This is a genomic window from Micromonospora sp. NPDC049060 (genome assembly GCF_040649055.1).
In the GTDB taxonomy this organism is placed as follows: Bacteria; Actinomycetota; Actinomycetes; order Mycobacteriales; family Micromonosporaceae; genus Micromonospora; species Micromonospora reichwaldensis.
In genome coordinates this window covers 39,983-57,986 of record NZ_JBEZEV010000036.1, presented here as the reverse complement: position 1 = coordinate 57,986, position 18,004 = coordinate 39,983, and the positions used below count along the sequence as shown (strand labels likewise).

Sequence of the window (18,004 nt, the reverse complement as noted above, 5' to 3'; positions counted from 1 at the left end):
ATCCACCAGATCAGTCACGCCGGGAGGGTAGCGACGAGGACCGACAAAAGTCGTGGGTCGCCGGGCGTCCGCCGGGCTCGGCCGCCGCCGGGTCAGGCGGCCTCGCGCAGGTCGGCCAGCCCGAGGGGGGTACGCCGGCGCAGCAGGTCCTCCAGCTCCGCCACCGAGCCGGCCTCGCCGAGCACGTCCTTGCCCCCGCCGAACTGGCGGGGATAGCGGCGCACCAGCCGGTACCGGTAGCGGCCCCGGATCAGCTCGACGCTGACCCGCCACCGCCCGCAGCACCCGCAGACCCACTCCGACACCCCGCGAAGGTAGCTCTGACCTGCGGTTTCATGATTCGCCCGGTGCGGTACGAGCGGCGCGTGGCCGGACACGCCGCCCGCCGCGCGGACGTGATCTGCCTCACGACTGTCGGTGCGGTCTGGTTGACTGGTCGCCGTGAAGCTGCCGATCAGTCCGCCGGTCGAGCCGATGCTGACCAAGAGCGTCCCGCGGGTCCCCACCGCGCCGGGGATGACCTACGAGCCGAAGTGGGACGGCTTCCGGTGCATCGTGTTCCGCGACGGCGACGAGGTGGAGCTGTCCAGCCGGGGCGGCAAGTCGATGACGCGCTACTTCCCCGAGGTGGTCGAGCAGGCCCGCCGCCAGCTGCCCGAGCGGTGCGCGGTCGACGGCGAGCTGATCGTGATCCGGCGCGACGGGCCCGGCGGGCAGCCCCGGCTGGACTTCGAGCTGCTGGCCCAGCGCGTCCACCCGGCCGCGTCCCGGGTGAGGATGCTGGCCGAGACCACGCCGGCCGACTTCGTCGCCTTCGACCTGCTCGCCCTCGACGACGAGACGCTGCTCGACGAGCCCTATCCGCGGCGCCGGGCCCGGCTGGAGTCGGCGCTGGCCGGGGTCCGGCCGCCGGTGCACGTCACGCAGGTCACCACCGACGTCGACACCGCCCACCGCTGGTTCGACGTCTTCGAGGGCGCCGGCCTGGACGGCCTGATCGCCAAGCCGGCCGACCTGCCCTACGAGCCGGGCAAGCGGCTCATGTTCAAGGTCAAGCACGCCCGCACGGCCGACGTGGTGGTGGCCGGCTTCCGCTGGCACAAGTCCGGCCCGGTGGTCGGCTCGCTCCTACTCGGCCTCCACGACGACGACGGGGTCCTGCACCACGTCGGGGTGAGCGCGTCGTTCACGATGGCCCGCCGCGCGGAGCTGCTGGAGGAGCTGGAGCCCTACCGTGACGTCGGCGCCGACCACCCGTGGGTGCACGGCGACCACGAGCGCGGCCAGCGCCTCCCCGGCGGGGTGAGCCGCTGGACGGGCGCCCGCAACCTCGAGTGGGAGCCGCTGCGCCCCGAGCTGGTGGTCGAGGTCGGCTACGACGCCATGGAGGGCGACCGGTTCCGGCACACCGCCCGGTTCGTCCGCTGGCGGCCCGACCGCGAACCGCAATCCTGCCGCTACGACCAGCTCGACCGGCCCGTACGGTTCGATGTGGACCAGGTGCTGCGCGGCGATCCCACGGTGACCGTGGGGTCCGCCGCCGGTCCGGCGTAGCCTGGCCGTCGACCCGATCACGGAGGCTCGCTCGTGACCCGCACCCCCGACCGGATCCGCCGGTTCCGGCTCACCCTCGCCGGGCTGGCCGCCGCCGCGCTGGTCGCCGCAGGCTGCACCCTGCCGGCGATCGCGCCCCGGACGGAGGCCGGCGGCGAGGCCGCCGCCCCCGGCACGGCGCCCACCTGGCGGGCCTGCCCGGAGGTGGCCGAGGAGCTGGTCGGGCGCGGCGCGCCGGGCATGCGCTACGAGTGCGCGCGGATCAAGGTGCCGCGCGACTGGGGCCCGGGCACGGGCGCGGGTGGCGGGGCGACCGCCGGCCCGGGCGCCGGGCAGACCTTCGAGATCGCGCTGCTGCGGGCCCGGTCGACCAAGCAGCGCGACCGGATCGGCTCGCTGGTGATCAACCCGGGCGGGCCCGGCGGCTCCGGCGTGGACACCGCCGTCTACCTCTCCTTCGGCCCGAGCTTCGGCGGCCTGCCCGCCTCGATCACCGAGCGGTTCGACATCGTCGGCTTCGACCCGCGCGGGGTGTCCCGCTCCAGCCCGGTCAAGTGCATCCCCGACGCCCAGCTGGACGCCAGCTTCGGCTACGACCCCGACCCGGCGAGCCAGGAGTCGTTCGACGGCTTCGTCGCGCTCAGCCAGAAGATCGGGCGCGGCTGCGGCGACCGCTACGGCGACCAGCTGCCGCTCTACGGCACCGAGCAGGCCGCCCGGGACATGGACGCGGTCCGCGCCGCCGTCGGCGACGACAAGCTGACCTACCTCGGCTACTCCTACGGCACCCTGCTCGGGGCCACCTACGCCCAGCTCTACCCGCAGCGGGTGCGGGCGCTGGTCCTCGACGGCGCGGTCGACCCGCGACAGGGCCTGATCGCCGGCTCGGAGGGCCAGGCCAAGGGCTTCGAGCGGGCCTTCGGCAACTTCACCACGTGGTGCGCGGCCAACGCCGGGCGCTGCCCGATCGCCCCGGACGCCCGGGCCGCGGTCACCTCGGCGATCGACAAGGCGCGGGTGTCCCCGGCACGCGGCGACGACGGCCGGGAGGCCACCGCGGGCTGGGTCTTCTACGCGATCATCTCGTCGCTCTACACCGAGTCGGGGTGGCAGGAGCTGGCCGTCGCCATCGACAAGCTGGAGGGCGGCGACCCGGGCGACGTGTTCCGCCTCGCCGACGCGTACGCCGACCGGGACGCCGATGGGCACTACTCGAACATGTTCGACGCCAACCTGGCGGTCAACTGCGCCGACGAGGAGGAGAAGCCGAGTCGGGAGCGGATCCGGCAACTCCAGTCGCAGTGGCGGGCGAAGTACCCGCTGTTCGGGCCGGCCCTGGCCGTCGGCCTGCTCTCCTGCGCCGAGTGGCCCGGCGGTCGCGACCCGTACCCGACGGGCCGGGCCGACGGGGCGCCGCCGATCCTGGTGGTGGGCACCACCGGCGACCCCGCGACGCCCTACGAGCAGACCCCGGCGCTGGCCGCGATGCTGGGCGTGGGCCGGGTGCTCACCTGGGAGGGCGAGGGGCACACCGCGTACCCGCAGACCTCCTGCATCACCGAGGCGGTCGACGCCTACCTGATCGACCTGACCGTGCCCAGGGAGGGGCTGCGCTGCCCGGCCCGCTGACCGGCGAGGTGCGGGGCGAGCGACCGGACGAGTAGCCGTAGCCGACCGGCCCTCGACAGGTCAATCGGGACGGTCCGCCCGCACGTGAGCGCTGCCCGCCCATCGGTCCGGCTCACTGTGCCACGCTGGGCGGCATGAGTGACGTGATCTTCCGCGAGGCCGTCCGAGCCGACCTGCCCGCCGTGATCGCCCTGCTCGCCGACGACGTGCTCGGCAGGACCCGCGACTTCACGGAGGTCGACGCCGCGTACGAGAAGGCGTTCGCCGACATCGACGCCGACCCGCGCAACCAGCTGATCGTGGCCGACGCGGACGGTGAGCTGCTCGGCTGCATGCAGCTCACCTACATCCCCGGCCTGGGCCGGCACGGCGCGGAGCGGCAGCTGATCGAGGCGGTCCGGGTCCGCTCCGACCTGCGCGGGCGGGGCCTCGGCCGGCAGATGATCACCTGGGCGGTCGACCAGGCGAAGCAGCGTGGCTGCGCCCTGGTCCAGCTCACCACCGACAAGACCCGCCAGGACGCCCACCGCTTCTACGTCAACCTCGGCTTCCTCCCCACCCACGAGGGCATGAAACTCCCTCTGAGCCACGCCCCGGCGATCATGCAGTTGTGATGCCCCGCAAAAGGGGCGAAGCGGCGAACAACTCCCACCGCAACTGCATGATCGACGCGAGCGGGGCGGCGGAGCGGGCGGGCGGAGGGGGCGGGGGTCAGGTGGGGAGGAGGTGGCCGTCGCGGAGGGTGAGGACGCGGTCGGCGAGGTCGATCAGGGCCGGATCGTGGGTGGCGACCAGCGCGGTCATGCCCCGGGCGTGCACGACCGCCCGGAGCAGATCCATGATCGACCGGCCGGTCTCGGAGTCGAGTTGGCCGGTGGGCTCGTCGGCGATCAGCAGGTCCGGCTCGTTGGCCAGGGCCCGCGCCACCGCCACCCGCTGCTGCTGCCCGCCGGAGAGCTCGTACGGGCGCTGGCCCGCGTGCCCGCCGAGGCCCACCAGCTCGAGCAGCACCGCCACCCGCTCCTCCCGCTCGGCCGCCGGGACCCGTGCCAACCGCAGCGGTACGCCGACGTTCTCGGCGGCGGACAGGATCGGCACCAGCCCGAAGGTCTGGAACACGAAGCCGACCGTGCCGCGGCGCAGCTCCAGCAGCTCCTTCTCACCGGCGCCGGTGACGTCGTGCCCGGCGACCACCACCCGGCCCGAGTCGGGCCGGTCCAGCCCGCCCACCAGGTTCAGCAGGGTCGTCTTGCCCGCCCCGGAGCGACCGCGCACGGCCACCAGCTCGCCCCGCCCAGCCGAGAACGACACGTCCCGTACGGCGTGCACCGCGTGCTCGCCGCGGCCGAACGTGCGGCTGACCCCCTCCACCCGGACCACCTCGTCGGTGACCGTGGCGCCCGCCACCGCCCCGGCCGACCGGCCGTCCGACGTCACGTCGTGCTCGCTCATGATCCCGCCCCGCTGTGCTCGGCGCGGTCGACCGGATCGACCACGCGGTACCGACTGATGCCCCGTCCGCCCACGGCGACGGCCTTCCGCCCGCCCACCGCGACGGCTTCCCGACCGCGGTCCACGGCAATGCCCCGCCCGCTCACCGCGTCAACTCCTCGCCCGCTGTCAGCGGCGATGCGCCGACCGCTCACCGTGTCGTCTCCCGCTCGTCCTGCGGCCGGTCGCCCGGGCGCACCTCCACGTGGTCCGGCTCCAGGTTGAGCCGCACCCGGTCGCGCAGCGACAACGCGTCCACGAACGGCGCCGGCAGCTGCATCCGGCCGCTGCGGTCGAGCACGGCGTACTCCTCGCTTACCAGTTCGGTGCTGCCGTCGGCGCCGATCCGCGCGGTCCGGCGTACCTCGGAGGCGGTCCGGCCGTCGCGGATCGCGACGGTCCGGCGGACCTGGGTGGCCACGGCGTGGTCGTGGGTGACCACCACGATGGTGACGCCGAGCTCGGCGTTGATGGTGCGCAGCGCCCCGAAGACGTCGGCGCCGGTCGCCTCGTCCAGCTCACCGGTCGGCTCGTCGGCGAAGAGCACCTCGGGGTCGTTGGCCACCGCCACCGCCACCGCGCAGCGCTGCTGCTCGCCGCCGCTGAGCTGCCCGGGCCGCCGGTCGGCACAGTGACCGACCCCGACCAGGTCGAGCAGCTCCCGGGCCCGCTCGCGGTGGGCGCGCCGGCCGCCGCGCCGCCCGGCGAGCCGCATCGGCAGCTCGACGTTCTCCAGCGCGGTCAGGTACGGCAGCAGGTTGCGGCCGGTCTGCTGCCAGACGAAGCCGACCATGCTCCGCCGGTAGCTCAGTCGCCGCCGGGTGGAGAGGTTGAGCAGGTCGTAGTCGCCCACCCGGGCGATGCCGGCGGTGGGCGTGTCGAGCCCGGAGAGGATGTTCAGCAGCGTCGACTTGCCGGACCCGGAGGCGCCCACGATCGCCACCAGCTCGCCCCGGTCGATGACCAGGTCGAGCCCCTGCAACGCGACGACCTCCACCCCCTCGGTCTTGAAGATCCGGACCAGCCCGTCGCAGACGATGTGCCCGCGCAACCGGTCCCGGCCACCCGCCCGCTCGGCCGCACGCTGGGCGGCCCGCTGTTGCAGGGCGGCCAGGTCCGGCACGGCGGTGGTCTCCGCGGTAGCGGTCATTGTCAGTTCTCCTCTCCGAGCCGGAGCACCTCACCGAGGCGCATCCGGCGGTTGTTCAGGGCCTCGACGGCGACCGCGAAGCCGAGGGCGAGCGCACCGAGCGCGACGACCGCGGCCGCCAGGCCGGGCTCGAACGCCACCCGTACCTCGACCCCGTCGGTGAAGGCGGACAGGCCGAGCACCGGGGTGAGCAACAGCGGCAGGAGCGTGCCGACCAGCGCACCGGTCACCACCGAGACGCCCACCAGCGGGACCAGCTCCACCAGCAGCAGCCCGCGCCACTGGCGTCGGGACAGGCCGAGGGTGCGCAGCCGGGAGAGCACCTGCCCGCGCTCGCGGGCGCCGGCGAGCACCGTGAAGGCGATCGCGAGCAGGCCGAGCGCCGTCCCACCGGCGGCGCCGGCCGTGAAGCCGAAGGCGAGCACCCCGTTGGCGCCGCCCTCACCCACCTGCCGGCGGGTGTCCGCGAAGGTCAGCAACTCCACGCCGCGCGGGCGCTCCCGGCCGGTGACGGCCCCGCCGGTCTGGAAGCGGGACTGCCCCGCGTCGCCGGCCCGGCGCAGCGCCTCGCCGTCCAGGTCGTCGCCGGCCACCAGGAAGCCGGTCGGCACGGCGGCGTAGTCCCGCCGGGGCAGGGACTGCCAGGGCAGGACGACGAACCGGCTGCTCTCCGCGCGCAGCAGCGGGAAGCTCTCCGCCTGCCCGGCGACCCGGAACTCGTACCGCTGGCCCTGGGCGCTGACGAAGGCGGAGCCGTCGAGGCCGGCGTCGGCCAGCTCGGCGGCGACCGTCGGGGAGACCACCGCGGGTAGCGGGCCGCCTCCCCCGGCGGGGGCGAGCAGGGCCGCCGGCACGGTCACGTCGACGCCGGACTCGCGGACGATCCGGGCCAGGGCCGGACCGTCGACCATGAGTACGGTCACTCCGCCGAGCCGGGTCTCGGTGCCGATGGCGTCCTTCGCCAGGCGTTGGCCCGCCTCGTGCAGCACCGGACTCGCGGCGCGGACCCCCGGCAGCCGCTCCAGCTCGGCGCCCGTGTCCGGGGCGATCCGGTCCCCCAGGATCAGGGCGTCGGCGGGGACCACCCGGCTGGCGGCCCGGTCCCGGCTCGCCTCGATCCCGGCGGCCGTCACCGCGCAGAACGCCGCGGTCGCGATGGCCAGCACCACGACCACCAGCGGCACGGCGACGACGGACCGGCCGGCCCGGGCGGTGCCCAGGAAGGCGACGCTGCCCCGGGCCCGGGCCGCGAGCCGGCTGACCAGCCGCAGCGGCCACGGGTACAACCGCATCGCGACCACCGCCGCGGCGACGGCCAGCAGCACCGGCACGGAGACCAGCAGCGGGTCGACCTCGCCGGGGGTGAGGCCACGGCGGCGCAGCAGTACGACGGCGAGACCCGCGAGGACCAGCAGCCCCGCCTCCACCGTGAGGCGACGCGCGGAGGGGCGCGACCGGATCAGCTCGCGCCGACCGGCACCGCCCCTGGACGCGGCGAGGGTGGCCACCGGCAGCGCGAGGGCCACCAGGACGGTCGCGGCGACGGCGAACCACAGGGTCCCGCCCGGTGCCCCCGGGGCGAGGCCACCGACCAGCCAGCCGAGCGCGCCGGCGGGCGGCACCACCAGCAGCGCCTCGGTCAGGCTGCGGCCCGCGCTCGTGGTGGCCGCCCCGCCCCGGGCCCGCAGCAGGGTGAACTCCGACCGGCGGCGGCGCACCAGCAGCCCGGCGGCCAGCACGACGAGGCCGGCCAGGGTGGCCAGTACGCCCGCGGCGATGACCCCGAGCACCGTCCGGGCGCTGTCCACCTCGGCGGCGAACTCCCCCAGCGGGAGGTCCAGCCCCTGCACGATGTTGCGGCCTTCCGCCTCCCGGGTCAGCTGCTGGAGTCCGTCGATCACCTGGTCCAGCTCGCGTGCGTCGATCCCGTCGGCGCCCATCCGGTAGCGCCAGCTGAACGCCAGCGGCCAGCCGGCGACGGCCTGACGGTTCAACGCGGCAGCGTCGACGACCCCCACGGCGATGAAGGGATCACCGTCCCCGGGCGGCTCGCCGACCCGCAGCAACGGCGGCAGGCCGTCCCAGAACCCGTCGGTGTCGTCGCGGGGCGCGAAGAGACCGACCACGTCGACAGTGGCGCGGGGCGGGGCAGTGGGCGAGACGGGTCCCGGCGCGGCGAGGGTGAGCCGGCTGCCGACCCGCAGGTTCAGCTGGCGGGCCACGTCGGCGGCCAGCGCCACCTGCACCGGCTCGCCCTCCGGCGCGTCGGCCGGCCAGCGCCCGTCGACAAGCGTGCCGGCCTCCGCCGTCCCGGACACGGCCCGCAGGCCGAGGTCGACCAGGAGGTTCTTCGCCGCCAGGTCCGGACCGACCACCCGGCTGGGCCTGGTCTCCGCGGTGAACCACCGCCGCTCGACCATCCGGCGTACGACCGGCGGCATCCCGGCCTCCAGCGTCGCCAGGTCGCCCTGGCGGGTGGCCACCGGGGAGCCGCCCTCGTTCGTCGGGACGAGCGGACCGGTCGAGTACGTCACGTCCCGCTGCTGCGCCGGCACGGTGCCCAGGTGCGCCCGCAGGCCCTGCTCGGCGTGCGCGTTGACGATCCTGGGCACGCCGCTGATGACAAGCGTGGCGACCAGCGTCAACGCCGCGAGGAGCAGGAACTGCCCGCCGTACGCCCGAATCCGGCGGGCCACCGCCCCGATGCTCACCACGCCCCGTCTCCGCTCCTTCTCGTCCCTACGCTCCACCCGGTCACCGGTCTCCCCCGATCCGCAGCTGCGCCACGGCCACCCGCTGCCGGATGCCGAGGGCGATGAACGCGCTGAAGGCGAGTGCCGCCAGCAGCAGGCCGAGCGCGGTCAGGCCGATGGGCAGCCAGGGCAGCACGAAGGCGGCCTCCGGCACCGGCCGGCCGGCGGACGGCGTGAGGATGACCAGCGGGGCCATGGTCGCGCCGACCGCGGCGCCCAGCAGCAGGCCCACGCCGACGCCGATCCCGGCCAGGAAGGTCTGCTCGGCCAGCAGCGCCCGGGCCAGCAGCCGGGGGCTCGCGCCGAGCGTGTGCAGCACGGCGAACTCCCCCAGCCGGTGCCGGGCGGTCGCCCAGACGTCGACGATCAGGCCGACCAGGGCCAGCAGCACCGAGCCGAGCGCCGCGGCGAGCAGCCCCGTGCGGGCCCCCTGCCAGTACGGGTCGCCGGCGGCCCGCTCGGCCACCTCCCGCCGGTCGAGCAGCGTGGCGCCGGTCAGGTCGGCCGCCGAGCGGGCCGCCTCGGCGTGGCCGGCGCCCTCGGTGCCCAGCCACCACTCCGGCACCGGCCGGACCCCACCCCGGTCCCGAATCAGCCAGTCCGCCGCCGCCGGCAGGTCCAGCAGCACACCCTCGCCGGCCGCGGACGGCACCGCGTCCAGCTCGCCGACCAGCGTGACCGGCAGCGTCGCGCCGGACAGCACGAGGTTGACCGTGTCGCCGACGCGCAGGCTCAACGCGTCGCGTACGGCCGGGGTCATCAGTGCGGGTACCGGCCGGTTCTCGCCGGCCGGCACCACGGCGAAGCGGCTCGGCGGCTGGAACGCGAACCGGCCGCCCTCGCGGTACTCGACCTCCCAGTCGGCCTTCAGCCCGGCGGCCGTGGCCGACGCACCGACCGGTTTGCCCTGGCCGTCGACGGCCACCCACCCGCCGTCCAGCGACGCCGGCCGGGCCGCGCCGTCGGCGCCGACCAGCCGCAGGTCCGACACCTCCAGGCGGTACGCCCGCCCGCGCGCGCTCCCGCCGTCGGCCTCGAAACCGGACAGTCGTAGGGCGCCCTCCCCGGCGGGGACGGCGACGGTGAACGGCGCCGGCCGGCCGTCGCTGCCGCTGCTGCCCGCCGGAAGCCGGAAGGCCAGCCCGTCCGCCCGGGTCAGCAGCACCCAGAGGCCGATCTGGTGCGGCGTGACGGCGTCGCGCACGGGGGTGCGTACCGTGCCGGTGAGCGACCGGGTGCCGGCGGGCAGTTCCAGCCCGCTCGGCGCGCCGCGCGCCCGGGTCAGCCGGTCGAGCAGTGCCGGCGCGGGCTCGTCGGTCAGCCTCTCGTTGAGTCGCAGCACGCCGGCAGCGGCCGCGGCGTCGAGGCTCACCACCGTCGTCGGCAGGTCGGCGCGGCCGAGGCGGATCTCGTCCCGCCAGGCCGGCAGCGCCTCGCGGACGCCGGGCAGCGCGGCGAGCTGACCGGCCCGACCGTCGGGTGCCGAGCCGGTGCGCTCGACGACCCGCAGGTCGGCGCCGATGGTGTGGTCGGCCTGGTCGGCCTGCGACAGCTCGCCCGTGGTCACCAGCGACCACGCCAGGGTGCTGCCGCCGACGGCGAGGGCGAGCAGCAGCACGGGGCCGGCGTGCGGGCGGCGCCCCGCCTGCCACATGCCGAACATGGTCGCGGTCCACGGTCTGCGGTCGACGAACCGCTCGGCGAACCGGGTCGCGGGCGGCAGCAGCCGCAACGCCACGACCGCGCCGGCCAGCACGCCCAGCGTCGGCGCCGCGACCAGCAGCGGGTCCACTCCGAGCCGGCCGGCCGCCCCGGCGACCGGCGACGAGTACTGGCGCAGCTGGGTCCAGGCCAGCACCGCGAAGCCGACCAGCACCAGGTCGAGGCTGGCCCGCTGGACGCTCGCGGCGCGGGTGGGCCGGGACCGGGCCGCCATGTCGGCGACGTAGGTGCCGGCCCCCCGCAACGTCGGGACGACCATCGCGACCAGGCAGCCGGCGGCGGTGGCGGCCGCGGCGGCCCAGATCAGCGTGGTGTTGCCGGCGGCGAGCGTCAGCGGGGTGGCGCCGCCGGTGCCCACGTGCCGCAGCGCCTCGCCGGCGATCAGGGGCCCCAGCACGCCGGCGGGCAGGACGACCAGGGCCGCCTCCCGGGCCGCCAGGCCGGCCAGTTGCCGCCGCGCGGCGCCCCGGGCCCGGAGCAGGGCGGTCTGGCCGCGCCGGTCCTCGTGCAGCAGGGCGGCGACGAGCACCAGCGCGTACCCGCCGAGGACGACGATCAGCAGCAGCGGGGTGGCCAGCGAGGAACGGCCCACCAGGTCGGCCCGGGTGACGCGGTCGAGGAGCCGGTCGATCGCCGTGACGGTCTGGCCGGAGGAGCCCAGCCCGGCCGCCTCGGGCACCTCGGCGAGGGCCGCGGTGAGCGCCTGCCGCACGTCGGACAGCCGGCCCGCGCCGGCCGCCGCCGCGAGGTCCGGCTCGACGACCCAGGACGCCGACACCGAGCCCGGGTACGTGGCGACGAAGTCCGCCGGGTCCAGCACGAACGGCCCGTACGAGGTGCCGGCGTCCGCGGCGCTGCCGGCCCCGACCCCGGGTGCCAGCCGCCAGTACGGGTCGGCCGCGTCGCGGGGCCGCCAGGTCCCGACGAGAACCACGGTGCTGGCCTCGTCGGACCGGCGGTCCAGCATCGGCACCCGGTCGCCGACGGTCATCCCGAGCGTGCCGGCGACCTTCTCCGGCAGGGTGACCTGTAGCGGCGAGGCTCCCGGGGCGGGCCAGGCGCCGCTGGTCAGCTCGGCGCGGCGGGGCAGGTCGTCGAGGGCCGCCAGGGTGGCGAAGACCGGGTCGTCGTCGCGGGCCACGGGGCCGAGGTCGCCGGTCAGCTCGCGGCCACCGCCGTAGCGGGCGGCGTCGACGGTGACCGGCGCGCCGCCGAGGCCGGCGGCGAACCCGTCGCGGACGGCCCGGTCCCGGGCGGCGAACTCGGCCGCGTCCCGGCCGGCCGTGCCGCTGACCAGGAGGCTGCGCTCCTCGAACGACGCCCCGCTGAGCAGGGCACGCTGGCCCGCCTCGACGGCCCGCCGGTTGTAGTCAGAAAGCCCGGTGACCAACGCGACCGCCACCAGGGCCGCGACCACCGCGGCGAGCAGCAGTCCACGCGCCTCGCGGGCCCGCCTCCACACCAGCTTCATCCGATGCCCTCCCCTGGCCCGCTGTCGGGCCGACGACCAGGGAGAGCGGTGACGTGGCGGGAAAGGTTCGCGCCCGTTACTTGATCGTTATCCGGAGGCGCCCGGCCGGTGGGCGGGGCCGGCGACCCGGCGAGGATGGCGCGGTGCGCGGATGTGCTTCGATCACCGGATGGAGATCGTTCTCACCGCCCTGATGGTGGCCGTCGTCGCGCTGCTCGCCGCCCAGTTGCCGGGCAGGACCGAGCAGGCGCGGACCGCGTACCGGCTCGCCGAGATCGAGCGCCGGCTCCGGCTGGTGATGGACCACCTGGGCGTCGTGGACGCCTCGCCCGTGCCGCCGGAGGTGGCACAGCACCTGGCCCGGGGCGACAAGATCAAGGCGATCGCCGCGTACCGGAAGGCGACCGGCGCGGACCTGCGCTCGGCCAAGGAGGCGGTGGAGGCGTACGGCGACCGCCGGTGACGGCGGGCACGCGTCCGGCCGGCGCCGACGGGACGGCGGCGTCGGGCGGGACGGCGGCGTCGGGCGGGCCGGTCAGCGGGGGCGGTCGCGGTCCTTGGAGGGCTGCACGCGTTTCGGCTCGCCGGGCATCTTCGGGTGGTCCGGCGGGTAGGGCATGTCGCCCTGGCCGGCGGTGTCGTCCCGGTCGGCCCACTCCAGCAGCGGGCTGATGTCCCACGCGGTGTCGTCGATGCCGGCGTGCGGATCGCCGCGCTCGGCCAGCCGGGCCGGGACGGTGCGCAGGTCGAAGTCGTCGGGGTCGACGTCGGGCAGCTCGTCCCAGGTGACCGGGGTGGACACGGTGGCCCGGGCGTTGGCCCGCAGCGAGTACGCGCAGGCGATCGTGCGGTCGCGGGCCATCTGGTTGTAGTCGACGAAGACGCGCTCGCCGCGCTGCTCCTTCCACCAGGCGGTGGTCACCAGCTCCGGCCGGCGCCGCTCCAGCTCGCGGGCCAGCGCGATGGTGGCCCGGCGCACCTCGGTGAACGTCCAGCGTGGCGCGATCCGCAGGTAGACGTGCACGCCACGGCCGCCGGAGGTCTTCGGCCAGCCGGTGACGCCCAGCTCGTCGAGGAGCCCGCGCAGCTCCCCGGCGGCGGAGACCGCGTCGGCGAAGTCGGTGCCGGGCTGCGGGTCGAAGTCGATGCGCAACTCGTCGGGGCGGTCGACGTCGGCGGCACGCACCGGCCACGGGTGGAACACGATGGTGCCCATCTGGGCGGCCCAGGCCACGTGGGCCAGGTCGGCCGGGCAGAGCTCGGCCGCGCTGCGACCGCTCGGGAAGCTGATCGTGGTCGTGCGCACCCAGGGCGGCACGCCCCGCGCGGGCACCCGCTTCTGGAAGAACGCCTCCCCCTCGACGCCCTCCGGGAAGCGCTGCAACGTGGTGGGACGCTCGCGCAGGGCGCGCATGATGCCGTCACCCACCGCGAGGTAGTAGTGGAAGACGTCGGCCTTGGTGAAGCCGCGCTGCGGGAAGATGACCCGGTCGGGGCTGGTCAGCCGGACGTCGTGCCCGGCCACCTCGATCAACTCGGCCGCAGCCTTCGTGCCACCCATTGCGCGACCATATGCCACACCCCCGACGTCCGACGTACCGTTGGCGGGTGAGTCTTGACGAGAGTGAACTGCCCCGTACCGAGGAAGAGTGGCGGGTCCGGCTCAGCCCGGAGGAGTTCCGGGTGCTGCGGGAGGCCGGCACCGAGCGCCCGTGGACCGGCGAGTACGTCGACACGAAGACGCCGGGGATGTACCACTGCCGGGCCTGCGGCGCGCAGCTCTACCCCAGCGACACGAAGTTCGACTCGCACTGCGGGTGGCCCAGCTTCGACGACGCGATCCCCGGCGCGGTCAAGGAGATCGAGGACCGCAGCCTGGGGATGAGCCGCACCGAGATCCGCTGCACCCGGTGCGACAGCCACCTGGGTCACGTCTTCCGGGGCGAGGGTTTCACCCCGAAGGACACCCGGCACTGCGTCAACTCCGTCTCCATCCGGCTGGAGCCGCGCGCCGACGCCTGACCCGGCGCCCGGGGTTCAGGCCGCCCGGGTCGGCGTCAGCCCGGCCATCAGCGAGACCTCGGCCGCACGCGAGCGCTCGACGCGGCCGGCGAAGTCCCGTACGCGCGGGTCGGCGCCGACCTTCTGGTGCGCCCGGGCCAGGTCGGCCGCCGCCTCCTGGTGCGGGACGAGCAGGCCGAGCAGGACGCGGTCGACCTCGCCGTCCGGGGCGGCCCGCAGGCGTGCCATGTCCTCGGCGGCGGTCCCGTGCTGTCCGTGGTCGTGCCGGCGGGCGGCCTCGGCGGCGGCCGGTCCGGCGTCGCGCAGCCAGCCGCGCATCGTGGCGAGTTCGTCGGTCTCGGTGACCTCGATGGCGGCGACGAGGGTGTGCAGCTTCCGGTCGGTCACCCGGTCGCGGCTGAGCCGCACCATCTCCAGCGTCTGCTCGGTGTGTGCCGCCAACATGGCCAGGAAGACCACGTCCAGGCCGTTCATCTCGGTCCGGCTGGCCGCGGCCGGCCCCGGCGGCGCGGGGGCGGACGACGCCGGGGCGGTCCGCGCGGCGCAGCCGGGGACGGTCAGCAGGACGGCGAGCAGGGCGACCGTGGGCAGCCGTCGCATGGCGTACTCCGATCCGGGAAGGGTGACGGGTGCGGGCGCCGGGGGACGGGCCGCACCCGTCCGGTCAGACCTGCGTCCAGAGCGCCGGCACGTGCGGCGGTTCCCAACCGGGGATCGCGGTGTGCGCCTGCCGGCAGCGGTACGCCAGCCCGCCGTAGGTGACCTGGTCGCCGACCTGGTAGGCCCGGCCCGCCGTCCAGCTGCCGCCCGGCGCGGGCGGGGTGGTCGGGGCGGCGGTGGGGGTCGGGGTGGGCGACGGGGCCGGCGGGGTCGGGCTCGGGGTGGGCGACGGGTTGCCGCCCCCGCCGACCTGGAGGTCGACGCAGGAGTAGAACGCGTTGGCGGTGTCCGCGATGTTCCACACGGCGAGGACCTTCTGCCGTCCCGGGTAGCCGCCCAGGTTGACGGTGTGCGAGACGGTGGCGCCGGGCTGCTGCCCGCCGCCGTTGAAGACGGCCACCCGGGTGCCGCCGATGAAGTACTCCCAGTTGCTGGTGGCGTGCCGGGCGGTGTTGGTCCAGGTGAAGGTGACGGAGCTGCCGACCGAGGTGGCGGGCCAGCCCCGGCTGTCGTCGTTGAGGACGGCGAACTGGGCGATCCCCGCGTGGCAGCTGCGCAGCCCCTTCGGCCCCTCGACGCTCTGCGGCTCGTACTTGATCTGCCCGCAGTCGGGGACCCGCCCCTGGGCGCAGAGCGCCTGGCGGCTCGGCGGGCCGGACACGTAGCCGTGGGCCTGGGCGGGCGCCGCGACGGCGAGTGCGGAGACGACGGCACCCGTCGCCACGAACGGGATGGTGATTCTTCGACGCATGGTGGCAGCTCCTTCGGACTTGAGCCTGGTGAGGTGCCACTCAACATAAATTAAAGCTTGTTAACAGTAAAGACTCCTGTCGATAGAAACATCGCGCCTTCTGCACACGCAGGGTGACCGTCAGAGCAGCAACAGGCTGCCCCGCTCGTCCACCCGGTCGGCGGACTCGTCGTCCAGCCAGACGCCACCGGTGGCGAGGTAGCGGAAGCGGTGCTCCCCCGGGCCGAGTCGTACGGTGACCGTCCGGGTGCCGTCCCGACGCGGGAGGAGTTCGTGCCGCCCCGGCTCCCAGCCGTTGAAGGAGCCGACCACGCTGACCGGGCCGGGCGGGGTGTCGCGGGGCAGGCTGAAGGTGACCCGTACCTGGTTGCTGAAGAGCTTGTTCCGCTTGATCATGTCGTGTTCCTCCGGGGTCGCGCGCGGTCACCCGGTACAACGCCCGACACGCCGGGGGCGACACGCCGCCACCCCGGAGTGACCTGGGCCGATCCGCCCGCCCGGCACGGTCCGGTTGCCGCACGATCGGGGAAACGTGTCGGCATTCGGGGGGTTCTGTCGTGGCGACGTGCGAGGTCTGCGGTAACGACTACTGGATGGCGTTCGAGGTGCGGACCGTCAGCGGCGACGTGCACACCTTCGACTGCTTCGAGTGCGCCGCGCACAAGCTGGCGCCGATCTGCGAGCACTGCCAGGTCAAGATCGTCGGGCACGGGGTGGAGGTGTCCGGCCGGTTCTTCTGCTGCGCGCACTGCGCCCGCGCGGAGGAGGGCGCCCGGGGCGCCGAGATCCGCGACGCGGTAGGCGCCCGCCCCGCCTGAGGCCGGCGGTCGGCCGGCCGCCGCCATGGCCGCCCGGTCGGCCGGGGCCACCGGCGGCACGCGGGGCAGCGGGGCGGCTGGCCCACGGGCCCGGCCTACCATCGGGGAGTGCCACAGCTCCCCGTACCGAGGACCGCCTCGTTCGCCGAACTCGACGCCCGCACCTTCCACGACCTGCTCCGGCTCCGGATCGACGTGTTCGTGGTGGAGCAGGCGTGTCCGTACCCGGAACTCGACGGGCGCGACGTCGAGCCGGGCACCCGTCACCTCTGGCTCGACGACGGCGGCGCGCTCCTGGCGTACCTGCGGATCCTCGCCGACCCGGGCGGCATGGCGCGGATCGGGCGGGTGGTGGTGGCGCCGAAGGCGCGCGGCGGCGGGCACGCGGGCCGGCTGATGGCCGCGGCGCTGGAGCTGGTCGGCGACCGCCCCTGCGTGCTGGAGGCCCAGTCCCACCTGGTCGGCCTCTACGCCCGCCACGGCTTCGCCGTCGCCGGCCCCGAGTACGTCGAGGACGGCATCCCGCACACCCCGATGCGCCGGGAAGGCATTGACCGAAGCCGATAAATATGGCAGCCTCCGGGCAGAGCCGTCGCGGAAGCCACGCAGCGCGCACGGGAGGGGCAACTCCCGGGCCGTCCGGGCGTCGTCGTCCGACCTCTCCTCCCGGGGGCTCCCCATGTCCACTCAACCTCGCACCTCCCGCCTGGCGTGGCTGCTCGCCGTCGCGGCGACCGCCGTGCTGCTGCTGACCACGGCCCTGGCCAACCCCGTGTCGGCGCACGGCTCCGTGGTGGACCCGGCGTCACGCAACTACGGCTGCTGGCAGCGCTGGGGCAGCGACTTCCAGAATCCCCGGATGGCCACCGAGGACCCGATGTGCTGGCAGGCCTGGCAGGCCAACCCGAACGCCATGTGGAACTGGAACGGCCTGTTCCGCGAGGGCGTCGCCGGCAACCACCAGGCCGCCATCCCCAACGGCCAGCTCTGCTCCGGCGGCCGGACCGAGGGCGGTCGCTACAACGCCCTCGACACGGTCGGCGCCTGGAAGACCGCCCCGGTCTCCAGCAACTTCCGGGTCCGCCTGTACGACCAGGCCAGTCACGGCGCGGACTACATCCGGGTGTACGTGACCAGGCAGGGCTTCGACGCGCTCACCGAGCCGCTGGGCTGGGACGACCTGGAACTGGTCGGCCAGATCGGCAACACCCCGGCGTCGGGGTGGAAGCCGGAGCCCACAGGCGTGTCCATCGAGATCCCGGCGAACGCGCCGGGGCGGACCGGGCGGCACGTCGTCTACACCATCTGGCAGGCCAGCCACCTCGACCAGTCGTACTACCTGTGCAGCGACGTCGACTTCTCCGGCGGGCCGACCAACCCGCCGCCGACGACGCCGCCGCCGACCACTCCCCCGCCCACCACGCCGCCGCCGACCACCCCGCCGCCCACGACCCCGCCGCCCACGACCCCGCCGCCGGCCGGGGCCTGCACGGCGACGTACCGGGTGACCGGGCAGTGGACCGGAGGCTTCCAGGGCGAGGTGACGGTGACCGCCGGTGGTGGGGCCGTCAAGGGCTGGTCCGTGACCTGGACCTACGCCAACGGCCAACAGGTCACGTCGGCGTGGAACGCGACCGTGACCACCAGCGGCACGCGGGTCGTCGCCCGCAACGCGGAGCACAACGGGTCGCTGGCCCCCGGGGCGAGCACCACGTTCGGCTTCCTCGGCTCGTGGTCCGGCACCAACAGCGTGCCGACACCCACCTGCACGACCGTGGTCTGATCCGCACCGGAACCCCGGCCGGGGTCGCAGCCCACTCCCTCCGGGCGCGACCCCGGCCGGCCCGCGTAGGCACCCTCGGGCCGCTGTCGACCTGCCCCACCGGTGAGACCGCCGCCGGGCCGCGCCGCCCCGCCCCACGGGGCAGCTCGACAGCGGCCGAAACGCCACCTCGCCACCGCCCGCCGGCGCGGCGGGCAGGC

The 18,004-nt window shown here is 75.4% G+C and carries 17 protein-coding genes; 8 read left to right on the top strand and 9 right to left on the bottom strand.

Translation table 11 applies throughout. From position 1 onward, the window contains the following. Positions 1 to 92 precede the first annotated feature (92 nt). A complete protein-coding gene (locus AB0B83_RS15680; RefSeq protein WP_357578785.1) occupies positions 93 to 305 on the bottom strand; it encodes a hypothetical protein in 213 nt (70 codons plus the stop codon). Positions 306 to 441: 136 nt separating this feature from the next. Here AB0B83_RS15680 and AB0B83_RS15675 point away from each other — a divergent pair, with 136 nt between their 5' ends. The 3 genes from AB0B83_RS15675 to AB0B83_RS15665 all read left to right on the top strand — a co-directional run bounded on the left by AB0B83_RS15675 (position 442) and on the right by AB0B83_RS15665 (position 3,797). Then, a complete protein-coding gene (locus tag AB0B83_RS15675; protein ID WP_357578784.1) occupies positions 442 to 1,554 on the top strand; it encodes an ATP-dependent DNA ligase in 1,113 nt (370 codons plus the stop codon). A 54-nt stretch (positions 1,555 to 1,608) separates the two neighbouring features. After that, on the top strand, positions 1,609 to 3,183 hold the full coding sequence (locus AB0B83_RS15670) for an alpha/beta hydrolase (protein WP_357578789.1): 1,575 nt from the start codon (positions 1,609 to 1,611) through the stop codon (positions 3,181 to 3,183). Positions 3,184 to 3,317: 134 nt separating this feature from the next. Then, positions 3,318 to 3,797, top strand: coding sequence for a GNAT family N-acetyltransferase (locus tag AB0B83_RS15665; RefSeq protein ID WP_357578783.1), 480 nt, complete (start codon positions 3,318 to 3,320; stop codon positions 3,795 to 3,797). 97 nt (positions 3,798 to 3,894) lie between these two features. Here the strand turns inward: AB0B83_RS15665 and AB0B83_RS15660 are convergent, their stop codons facing one another. From AB0B83_RS15660 to AB0B83_RS15645, 4 genes are all read right to left on the bottom strand, one after another. Next, positions 3,895 to 4,635, bottom strand: coding sequence for an ABC transporter ATP-binding protein (locus AB0B83_RS15660; protein ID WP_311413410.1), 741 nt, complete (start codon positions 4,633 to 4,635; stop codon positions 3,895 to 3,897). Positions 4,636 to 4,825: 190 nt separating this feature from the next. Next, the gene (locus AB0B83_RS15655) at positions 4,826 to 5,824 is read right to left on the bottom strand and encodes an ABC transporter ATP-binding protein (protein ID WP_357578782.1); all 999 of its coding nucleotides are present in this window, start codon (positions 5,822 to 5,824) and stop codon (positions 4,826 to 4,828) included. 2 nt (positions 5,825 to 5,826) lie between these two features. Further along, entirely contained in the window at positions 5,827 to 8,574 is a 2,748-nt protein-coding gene (locus AB0B83_RS15650; protein WP_357578781.1) for an FtsX-like permease family protein, read from the bottom strand. A 4-nt stretch (positions 8,575 to 8,578) separates the two neighbouring features. After that, complete coding sequence (locus AB0B83_RS15645; protein ID WP_357578780.1) at positions 8,579 to 11,770, bottom strand: FtsX-like permease family protein; 3,192 nt, start codon at positions 11,768 to 11,770, stop codon at positions 8,579 to 8,581. Positions 11,771 to 11,939: 169 nt separating this feature from the next. On the opposite strand from AB0B83_RS15645, the gene AB0B83_RS15640 reads away from it, so the two are divergent. Beyond that, positions 11,940 to 12,233, top strand: coding sequence for a hypothetical protein (locus AB0B83_RS15640; protein ID WP_357578779.1), 294 nt, complete (start codon positions 11,940 to 11,942; stop codon positions 12,231 to 12,233). Between the two features lie 72 nt (positions 12,234 to 12,305). On the opposite strand, the gene ligD is transcribed toward AB0B83_RS15640, so the two are convergent. Continuing rightward, positions 12,306 to 13,331 carry a non-homologous end-joining DNA ligase gene (ligD, locus tag AB0B83_RS15635; RefSeq protein WP_357578778.1) on the bottom strand — a complete coding sequence of 342 codons (1,026 nt, stop codon included), beginning with the start codon at positions 13,329 to 13,331 and terminating at the stop codon, positions 12,306 to 12,308. A gap of 47 nt (positions 13,332 to 13,378) precedes the next feature. Between ligD and msrB the strand changes: the two genes are divergently transcribed. Continuing rightward, positions 13,379 to 13,792, top strand: coding sequence for a peptide-methionine (R)-S-oxide reductase MsrB (gene msrB, locus AB0B83_RS15630; RefSeq protein ID WP_357578777.1), 414 nt, complete (start codon positions 13,379 to 13,381; stop codon positions 13,790 to 13,792). A 15-nt stretch (positions 13,793 to 13,807) separates the two neighbouring features. Here msrB and AB0B83_RS15625 read toward each other — a convergent pair whose 3' ends face one another. The 3 genes from AB0B83_RS15625 to AB0B83_RS15615 form a co-directional block, all read right to left on the bottom strand. Then, positions 13,808 to 14,392 carry a DUF305 domain-containing protein gene (locus tag AB0B83_RS15625; RefSeq protein ID WP_357578776.1) on the bottom strand — a complete coding sequence of 195 codons (585 nt, stop codon included), beginning with the start codon at positions 14,390 to 14,392 and terminating at the stop codon, positions 13,808 to 13,810. Positions 14,393 to 14,456: 64 nt separating this feature from the next. Then, positions 14,457 to 15,203, bottom strand: a complete 747-nt coding sequence (locus AB0B83_RS15620; protein ID WP_357578775.1) for a lytic polysaccharide monooxygenase — start codon at positions 15,201 to 15,203, stop codon at positions 14,457 to 14,459. A 120-nt stretch (positions 15,204 to 15,323) separates the two neighbouring features. Beyond that, positions 15,324 to 15,599 (bottom strand): isoamylase early set domain-containing protein, encoded by a 276-nt coding sequence (locus AB0B83_RS15615; protein ID WP_357578774.1) that lies wholly within the window; start codon positions 15,597 to 15,599, stop codon positions 15,324 to 15,326. Positions 15,600 to 15,760: 161 nt separating this feature from the next. On the opposite strand from AB0B83_RS15615, the gene AB0B83_RS15610 reads away from it, so the two are divergent. The 3 genes from AB0B83_RS15610 to AB0B83_RS15600 all read left to right on the top strand — a co-directional run bounded on the left by AB0B83_RS15610 (position 15,761) and on the right by AB0B83_RS15600 (position 17,804). Further along, positions 15,761 to 16,021: a Prokaryotic metallothionein gene (locus AB0B83_RS15610; protein WP_151457740.1), complete on the top strand. Its 261-nt coding sequence runs from the start codon at positions 15,761 to 15,763 to the stop codon at positions 16,019 to 16,021. 108 nt (positions 16,022 to 16,129) lie between these two features. After that, a complete protein-coding gene (locus tag AB0B83_RS15605) occupies positions 16,130 to 16,588 on the top strand; it encodes a GNAT family N-acetyltransferase (RefSeq protein ID WP_357578773.1) in 459 nt (152 codons plus the stop codon). 112 nt (positions 16,589 to 16,700) lie between these two features. After that, complete coding sequence (locus tag AB0B83_RS15600) at positions 16,701 to 17,804, top strand: lytic polysaccharide monooxygenase (protein ID WP_357578772.1); 1,104 nt, start codon at positions 16,701 to 16,703, stop codon at positions 17,802 to 17,804. The last annotated feature ends 200 nt before the right edge of the window (positions 17,805 to 18,004 follow it).